Source organism: Streptomyces sp., assembly GCF_031178505.1.
Lineage (GTDB): Bacteria > Actinomycetota > Actinomycetes > Streptomycetales > Streptomycetaceae > Streptomyces > Streptomyces gulbargensis.
In genome coordinates, this window is sequence record NZ_JAPSIW010000340.1 from 1 (window position 1) to 7,120 (window position 7,120).

At 67.9% G+C, this 7,120-nt stretch carries 5 protein-coding genes and 1 pseudogene; 3 read left to right on the forward strand and 3 right to left on the reverse strand.

Annotated elements, in window-relative coordinates; genetic code table 11:
* Positions 1-1,797: pseudogene (locus RIF68_RS21170) on the forward strand (hypothetical protein); the annotation flags it as partial.
* 87 nt (positions 1,798-1,884) lie between these two features.
* Here RIF68_RS21170 and RIF68_RS21175 read toward each other — a convergent pair.
* From RIF68_RS21175 to RIF68_RS21185, 3 genes are all read right to left on the reverse strand, one after another.
* Positions 1,885-2,388, reverse strand: coding sequence for a hypothetical protein (locus RIF68_RS21175; protein WP_309052864.1), 504 nt, complete (start codon positions 2,386-2,388; stop codon positions 1,885-1,887).
* A 204-nt stretch (positions 2,389-2,592) separates the two neighbouring features.
* Positions 2,593-4,398 carry a DUF2637 domain-containing protein gene (locus RIF68_RS21180; RefSeq protein WP_309052865.1) on the reverse strand — a complete coding sequence of 602 codons (1,806 nt, stop codon included), beginning with the start codon at positions 4,396-4,398 and terminating at the stop codon, positions 2,593-2,595.
* A 275-nt stretch (positions 4,399-4,673) separates the two neighbouring features.
* On the reverse strand, positions 4,674-5,060 hold the full coding sequence (locus RIF68_RS21185) for a hypothetical protein (RefSeq protein WP_309052866.1): 387 nt from the start codon (positions 5,058-5,060) through the stop codon (positions 4,674-4,676).
* Positions 5,061-5,920: 860 nt separating this feature from the next.
* On the opposite strand from RIF68_RS21185, the gene RIF68_RS21190 reads away from it, so the two are divergent.
* Positions 5,921-6,619 carry a hypothetical protein gene (locus tag RIF68_RS21190; RefSeq protein ID WP_191889156.1) on the forward strand — a complete coding sequence of 233 codons (699 nt, stop codon included), beginning with the start codon at positions 5,921-5,923 and terminating at the stop codon, positions 6,617-6,619.
* Complete coding sequence (locus tag RIF68_RS21195) at positions 6,616-7,038, forward strand: MarR family transcriptional regulator (RefSeq protein WP_031066160.1); 423 nt, start codon at positions 6,616-6,618, stop codon at positions 7,036-7,038. Before RIF68_RS21190 ends, RIF68_RS21195 begins: the two co-directional genes overlap by 4 nt.
* The last annotated feature ends 82 nt before the right edge of the window (positions 7,039-7,120 follow it).

Consider the following 7,120-nt stretch of genomic DNA (forward strand, 5'->3'; position numbering starts at 1 on the left):
TGGTGGGTTCTGGACGCGGACGCCGTCCTCCTCGACGAGGACGCCGCCCGTGACGTGCCGGCGCCCTGCCCAGCTCTGGTCACCATCGGCAACATGGAGACGGGGGACCTGGTGCTGCTCAATCTCGCCCGGACCTCCGCTCTGCTGCTCGACGGCAACCCCGTGCACATCACCGAGGTGTGCACCTCACTCGCCCTGGAGCTCGCGATGAGCCCCTGGGCGGGCGACGTCGAAGTCGTCACGATCGGGTTCGGCGAGGACCTGCCGCAGCTGCTGCCCACCACGCGGATCGCCCACATGCGCCAGCCCACGCACGCGCTGCGCGACCTGACCGAACGGCTCCTGGAAGCCCACCAGCTGCCCGACACCGCCCACCAGCCCCACCTACTGCTGTGCGCGTCCGTCCTGGAAGCCGACACCGCCTTCGCGTTCGCCGACGTCCTCGACAAGGCAGGCGACGTCCCGGTCACCCTGGTCGCCCCGGCCAGCACGGCCGCCCCGCACTTCCCCGACGCGGAAATCCTCAACGCCTCCCTCAGCACCCCGCAGACCCTCGACTCCGTCGGCCGAGCGGTTACGGTCCAGCGTCTGGAACACGCCGCCTACCTGCAGATCACCGCTGCGTTGCGCGTAGCCGCACAGCCCGCCCACGCAGCCGAAGGCGCGTGGGAGGAAGTTCCGGACGAGGCCACCGGCGTGGACCGGAGCGAGCATGAGGAGCAGTCGGCCGCGCCCGGGCCGCTCACGGTTTCAGGCGACGCGGTAGTGCAGGACACGAAGGCAGGCAGCGAGGTGTTCCCTGCGCTGCTTGCCGCCGCCACCGACCCCGCCAGTCTGCCTCTCCTGCCCGCGGCCGCACCGACGGCGCAGCCTCAAGAGGAGGACTCCCCCGGCACGGACATTCCAGCTGCTCGTACCGCACCGTCCCCGGGCCTCGTCGCCCCGTCCCCGGCCCCTGGCGAAGACAAGCCCGACATCGAACAGACGACCAGCGCGGCGAGCACGACGGCGGAGACGGGAGCGGCCGCGGGTACGGCCCGTGATCTGCACGCGCCGGAGATCCGCGTCCTGGGTCCCATCGAGGTCACGGGAGTGGCCGGCGCCGGCCACGGTCCCCGACTGGCCGAGCTCGCCGCACTGCTCTTTTTCCGGCCGGGGCGCAGTTCCGAGACGCTGTGTGCCGACATGGACCCCGCCCGTCCCTGGAGTCTGAGCACCCTCAACGCCCGGATGCAGGGCCTGCGTCGCTCGCTGGGCAACGATCCCGACGGCCATCCCTACGTGCCGCGCCGCAAGACCGGCAACGACCCCTACCGTCTCTCGCCCGCCGTGCGATGCGATTGGACCCGCTTCCTGCAGCTCGTCGAACGCGCCCTGCCCTCAGGCCCGGCCGGCCTGCCCGACCTCGAGCGGGCACTCTCCCTGGTACGCGGCAAACCGTTTGGTGGCACCCCGCTGCCGTGGGCCGAGCCCTACCAGCAGGAGATGACCACCCGGATCGTCGACGTGGCGCACACCGTGGCCACCTACCGCACCGCCCCCGGTCCCCACCGGGATCTCAGCGCCGCCCGCCAGGCCGTCGCGACAGGCCTGGACGTCGACAGCACCGCCGAGCTCCTCTACCGCGACTGGTGCCGGCTCGAGCACGCGGCCGGAAACCGGCAGGGACTGCACACCGCGATCACCCGCGTCCAGCAGGTCAACCGGGAACTCGACTGCTCCCCGGAGACGGAAACTGAACAACTCATCAAGGAACTCCTCAACAACGCCGGCAGTGGGACGCGCAAGGCTCTGTAATCGCCTGTTCCGGCAGCGTGAGGTGGACGCACGTCGTCACGGACCGCCGCGCGCATCGGCTTCGGGCTAAATCCGTCTCCGTCGTGGTCATCCAGAAGCGTTCACAGGGCCATGCTTGGCCGGGGTAGGGCTGTCAGCGTTTGACGCGGTTGCGGACGGCGAGGACGGGAAGGCCTTGCGCAGCGCCCGGTACACCGGAGCCAGTTGCAGCGGCCCCGCCCGCCCTGCGCCGAGGACCCAGCCCTGCACTGCCCCCGGCTGGCTGGCGCGCCAGTGGTGTTCCTCAGCCAGGACGCGGCGCGCGGTGAACCGCACGGGCGGCCAGCGCCGCCAGTGCACGGCGGGCGGAGCTGTGTTGAAAGTGCAGGCTCCCTCCAGACGGAGTTGGTCCAGGTGGACCGTGCCGGCGAACAGACATTCCCAGAGGTCCAGGTCGGCCAGGACGAGATGGGCCGCGTCCACTCCACGCAGCGACGCCACCCGCACCCCGGGGTCGTACGCGCTCGGACAGAGATCTTCGGCGAGCTGTAGGCCGTTGGCGAGCACCAACGGATCCGCTTCGGCAGCGATCGTGAGGGGGTACTCGAACACGGCATGAGCGAAGTCCACTGGCGTTGCGAACGCGCCGTACGTACCTGAGCAACCCACAGATACCTGTCAGGCACGATCCACTGAGGGCACATGCCCTACACGCCTGTCGCCCGCTCAACACCCGAGATTATGGCGGTGGCGTCCCGGGCGATTATCAGTGCTCGCACGGCTCTCCCACTCGGTCCCGAATCAGTCATGTGCTCACTACTGAGCGTTGGCATGGTGGTGGGTGAGCACCTGCCAGCGTCGCTCGAACTCGTCGGCGTGTTCGTTGATGTAGGCGGTGGTGATGGGTTTGTTGTACTGGCCAGTGATTCCTTGGGCCGTGCAGTGCTGCGCGACGGTGTCCGCAGCGGGGTTCTCGCTGGCCATTCGGTGTTCGGCCCAGACGTTGTAGACGCGGGAGGGCAGAAGGTAGCGGCGCAGGTTGGCCGGGCTGACCGGTTTCCCGCTGCGGCCGTAGGTTCCGTGCTGTGCGAGGTGGGCGGACAGTTCCTCGGCGGTGGGCTCGACACCGTGCTCGCTCTGATACTCCATCCATCCGAGGTAGTAGCGGTCGGCCGTGGTCAGGACGCGGTTCTCCGCTGGTGAGGCTCCCGTTTCTGGCGGCGGGTCGTCGATGAGCGCATCCACCCGGGGGCTGCGCCTCTCCTTAGCGGCCTGCGCCCCCGCCGGGGCCGTCTCGGGCTCCTGCGGTGCGCTGGTTGCGTCCGTGACCTGGCCGTCGGAATCGTCGGCCGGTGCTCCGGCATCCTGTCCGTCGGCGGACTCCTGCTTCTGGAAGCGGTTGACGAAGTCGGCCAGGTCCTCGCCGGTGATGGGGCGGCCGCCGTCACCGGTGATGGCGTCCCGCTGGTAGACGAAGGCCGCCAAGGCGTCGGCGTCCGGGAAGGTGCCGTGCTCATCGGCGTAGGTGAGCCAGGCGCTGTGGAAGTAGTCGTACCAGTCGATGGATTCGTCGGCCGGCTCCGGTCCGTCGGAGACTGCCGGTTCCCCAACCGGCGCCGCGTAGCGCTGCTGGAGGGCCAGGAGGAAGGGCTGTACCTGGTCCTCGGCGAGAGGATTGCCGGCCGCGGTGGTGATGCCGTACACGTCGCGGAGCCATGAAGCCCACTGCATGGAGGTCGGCTCGACCTGGTAGCGCGCGAGGAACGCCTGATAGGCGTCAGCGAACCGCTCAGCGTCCTCCTCGCCGGCGACCGCCGCGTCGTCAGGTCTCGCATACGTCGCTGCCGGATGCGGTGCCGGGCGTGCCTGCGTGACTTCCGCCGGCGTCGGCTTGTCGTCCGGTGCGGCGCTGGGCATGGTGTTGTCCGGCTGGTCGGCGGGTGCGGGGATCCGTCCGACGGTGAAGACGACCGGTGGCTGCTCGATGCCGGCGGCCGCCAGGCCCGCCGGGGCCGTCTGCGACAGCGGGACGCCGTAGCGAGCCAGGCGCAGCGGCATCAGCGACTCCACCGGGGCCTTGCGGCGCCAATTCCGGCCAAAGCGGGAGCGCAGGCGCGCCTGATAGACCAGGCGCTCCTGCTCCAGCTTGATGACCTGCTCGTAGGAGCGCAGCTCCCACAGCTTCATCCGGCGCCACAGCAGGAAGGTGGGCACCGGGGAGAGGATCCAGCGGGTGAGGCGGACGCCCTCCATGTGCTTGTCGGCGGTGATGTCGGCGATCCGGCCGATCGCGTGCCGGGCGGCCTCGACGGACACCACGAACAGGATCGGGATCACGCCGTGCATGCCCACGCCCAGCGGGTCGGGCCAGGCCGCCGCGCCGTTGAAGGCGATCGTCGCCGCCGTCAGCAGCCACGCCGTCTGCCGCAGCAGCGGGAAGGGGATGCGGATCCAGGTCAGCAGCAGGTCCAGTGCCAGCAGCACGCAGATGCCCGCGTCGATGCCGATCGGGAAGACGTAGCTGAAGTCGCCGAAGCCCTTCTGCAGGGCCAGTTCACGCACCGCCGCGTACGAACCGGCGAAACCGATTCCCGCGATGACGACGGCACCGAAGACGACCACCCCGATGAGGACCCGATGTGCCCGAGTCAGCTGAGGCGTCCCACCCGTCCCCGCTGCCACGTTCTATCCCCCTTGTTGAACCTCACGACAGAACAGGTCTCACACTGTCACGACGGGCGACGCGTTGTGACCCCCGGGGGGTTCGGGACTGGAGGGATCGTCTACGAAATGTGATCGTTTACGGAGGCTGCCCGGGGGCTCAACCCTGCCTTTCACCTGAGCAGCCCGGTCGGTGCACGTGTGCCGGGGAGTCGCTGTGGCGTACGCCAGGTTGGTCATGGATGGCGGAAGCCACGGGCGGGGTCACGAGCCTGTTCAGAGTCGAAGGGGACAAACCAGTCTTGCGGGGCGAGGTTGACCATGCCCATGGACTGATAGAGGTCGCCGGCCGGGTCTTCGATGCCGTCGAGGGAGTCGTCGAACAGCATCAGCACATCGTGGTCTTGGAAGAGGATGTCCGATGAGGCGAGAGACGGCTCGTCGGCCATGCGCTCGCCGAGGTTGTGCGCTTTCCAGTACTGGCCGCGTGTCGCACGCTTACGGGCCACGGGTTGGTCATCGGCGAGAAGCGAGATCTGCCAGGTTTGGACGCCTTCTTCAGCAGGGTCAACAAGGCTGTGGGCATGCCGGAAATCCAGTCGCAGGGTGCTGAGGTCTGACATGGCTGGAGGCCGTGTTGCCTGGTCCGTCATTGGCTTCCTCTCAGGGTGCAGCCGCCGACGGCGACGCGGTCCCAGGCTAGCCAGCACGTAGCTTTGCGCAGGGTCGGATCGGGACATTGCACCTGATCCTGTTTCGGTGAGGCCCGGACTCTGGTCGTTAGGGGAGTGGTCACCTTTGCCCTCGCCCTGGCCAAGCCCCAGAACGGCACCTCAGACAGCGTGCACTCGAGAGACGGCGTGCGGAGGTACAGGAGCCGTGCGGCCCCCTGGGGCCGTGCGGCGGAACCCGGCTGTGGCCTCAACCACACCTTGCTGGTGCGTGTTCGTCACGGCCGGCACCACCCGAGACTCAGAGCCGTTGGTGCCGCCTACGGTCTGCACCTGGACCACGGAGCCGCACGCGAAGCCGCCTCAGCCACAAAAGGGTCCGGTCCGCAGCCTTTACACGACCTAGATAGGGAGAGGATCCATGTTTTTGCAGGTCACAGCGTTGAGGGAGAGGCGCTTGTGACACCCTAGGAGGGACACTCGCACGGTCGAATGTCCCTCCTGAGTAGACACAACCCACCCAGGAAGTCAGTATTCCTGACGTCAACTCACCTGAAAGGTCAACATCGCTGACCTTTTGCAGGCCAGAAGGTCAGCATTACTGACTTCTTTGCACCTTGAGGGTCACCTCCCTCGACCTCCCGGTTGCCCCGTACCCAAAACTTGGTGCAGGAGTTCGTGCAGGAGATGTGTCACCCCTGGGGTGACACAGGACTCGCCGAAGGTCAGGAATGCCGACCTTGAGGTCAGAAGTACTGACCTTCTGCTACGTTGCTACACGCCCGGGACCTTGGAACTTTGGAGAGCTGCTCGTGTCCGAGTCACAGCCCCGCCGCCGTGCCGCCAGGCCCGCGCCGCATCCAGGCCTCACGCCGGATGACCCACTGCGGGCGTTCGGAGAGCGACTGCGGAAGATCGAGGGACTGGACGATCTGGCTCGGACCTATCCGGGCCGGGACATCACCGTCGGACGCCAGCGTCAGCAACTGGAGTTCTTCTCCACCCCCGAGCGCCCCAACGCCTTCGCGATGGTGGCGTTGGAGTTCTTCCTGGTAATCGCCCAGTACTACCGCGAGGCACTGCCTCTGCGGCTGATCCTCTTGCTGATCGCGGGGCAGCGAGCCGGTGGACGGATCCCGCTCACGCAGGACGATATGGCGCAAATTCTGGACGTTCCTCGCCAGAAGGTGAACGAGTCCCTGCGGGAGGTCATGAGCCACGGAATCGTGATCAAGCGCTCGCGCGGGGTCTACCAGTTCAATCCGCCCTACTCCTACGTCGCCGCTGAACTGGTCCGGCTGTCCGACGGCAGCACAGAGTATGTTCAGGTGGACCAGGCCGACGCTCTGGCAGAACTGCGGGCCGCGGCGCTGCCGGATCTGGTCCGGTTCCCCTCGCTGGAGCACATGCGCGAGGCGATCGAAGAGTTCCGCGAAGAGCGTGCTCGCAAGCGGCGGGAGCGGCGGGAGCGGTTCGCGGCGACGAAGGCACAGAAGGAGGGCGATCGGTGAGCAGAGGACTCTTGGTCACACCGGTCAACGCGGAGGGTGTCGTCGCGGCCTTGGACCTGCCGGGGCCGGCCTATCGCGTCCTGTTCACCCTGCGCTCCCGCAGCGAGCCCGGCGGGAGGGTGGAGATGGGGCAGAGCCAGATCGCCGAGCTGCTCGGCCTGAGCCGGCCCAGCGTCACCTCTGGTCTTCGGGAGCTGATACTGGCTCGATTGGTGAAGAAGCAGCGTAACGGTGTCTACCGCATCAACGAGATGCTCGCCGCCTACGAGACACCAGCTGATGCCAGGGCCGCCGTTGAGGCAATGGACCCTGCCGACCGGCTGGACGACCCCTACTTCGTGGAGCGCTACCACCAGGCCGTCGATGACTACCGCGAGCAGCTTGCACGCGACCGCCGCAAAAAGCTGCGCGTCGCATGAGCACGCAGCGGCATCGCGTGCATGAGCATCCGACCCCCCGCGGATACGCCAGCGAGCCCGGACCGCATCGGTCCGGGCTCGA

Bases quoted from the DNA above. Each gene is read 5' to 3' on its own strand.
- RIF68_RS21185 (WP_309052866.1), bottom strand. From the start codon at position 5,060: ATGTCAGACCTCAGCACCCTGCGACTGGATTTCCGGCATGCCCACAGC.